Source organism: Kitasatospora sp. MY 5-36, assembly GCF_001182915.1.
In the GTDB taxonomy this organism is placed as follows: domain Bacteria; phylum Actinomycetota; class Actinomycetes; order Streptomycetales; family Streptomycetaceae; genus Kitasatospora.
In genome coordinates this window covers 1-758 of sequence record NZ_LFVW01001364.1, presented here as the reverse complement: position 1 = coordinate 758, position 758 = coordinate 1, and the positions used below count along the sequence as shown (strand labels likewise).

Genomic DNA, 758 nt, shown 5'->3' with positions numbered 1-758 from the left:
GCGATGGCGGCGGAGGCCGGGCACCGCGTGCGCCGCGCAGACGCCGGTACGCCGGGGCGTACGAACAGCTGGTGCGGGCCCTGGTGCTGCCCGGGGAGAGAGCGGGCTTCGGGCCGGGGCTGTACCGGCTGGCCGCGCTCGCCCGGGAGGACGGCACGCTGCCCGCCTTCCTGGCCTCCGCGCACGCCCGCCGGCTGCTGGAGCGGACCTGGCGGCTGCCCGGCGCGGACACCTCCGCCGGGCAGCCGCTGGTCTGCGACGTGCTGGTCGCGGCGGACCTGCTGGAACAGTGCCTGCGCCCGCTGTCCGCGCCCTGGTACGGCACCGGCCCCGGCGGCCTCGGCGCGGTCGACCTGTGCCACGTGGTCGGCGGCGGCCCGGCCGCGCTGCCCGCCCTGGTGGCCCGGCACCTGCACGGGGTGCCGTTCGTGGTCACCGAGCACGGACTGCACCTGCGCGAGCAGTACCTCGGCTACCGCGAGGCGCCGTACCGGTGGCCGGTCCGCGCCCTGCTGCTGGCCTTCTTCCGGGCGCTCACCGAGGAGACGTACCGGCGGGCCGCGATACTCACCCCGGGCAGCGCCCACGACCAGCAGTGGCAGCGCCGCTGCGGGGCCGATCCGGCGCGCACCCGGGTGGTGTACGAGGGCACCCCGGCGGTGGACCGCCCGGCCGCCGGGCCGGAACCCGCGGCGCCGACCCTGGTGTGGGCGGGCGCGCTGGAGCCGGGGCGGGACCCGGAGCTGGCGCTGCACGCC

At 79.2% G+C, this 758-nt stretch carries 1 protein-coding gene; it reads left to right on the top strand.

Features of this window, described 5'->3' with window-relative positions:
- Positions 1–71: 71 nt before the first annotated feature.
- Positions 72–758 (top strand): DUF3492 domain-containing protein (locus AE652_RS42455; protein ID WP_234348742.1); only part of this gene is annotated, 687 nt, incomplete at its 3' end.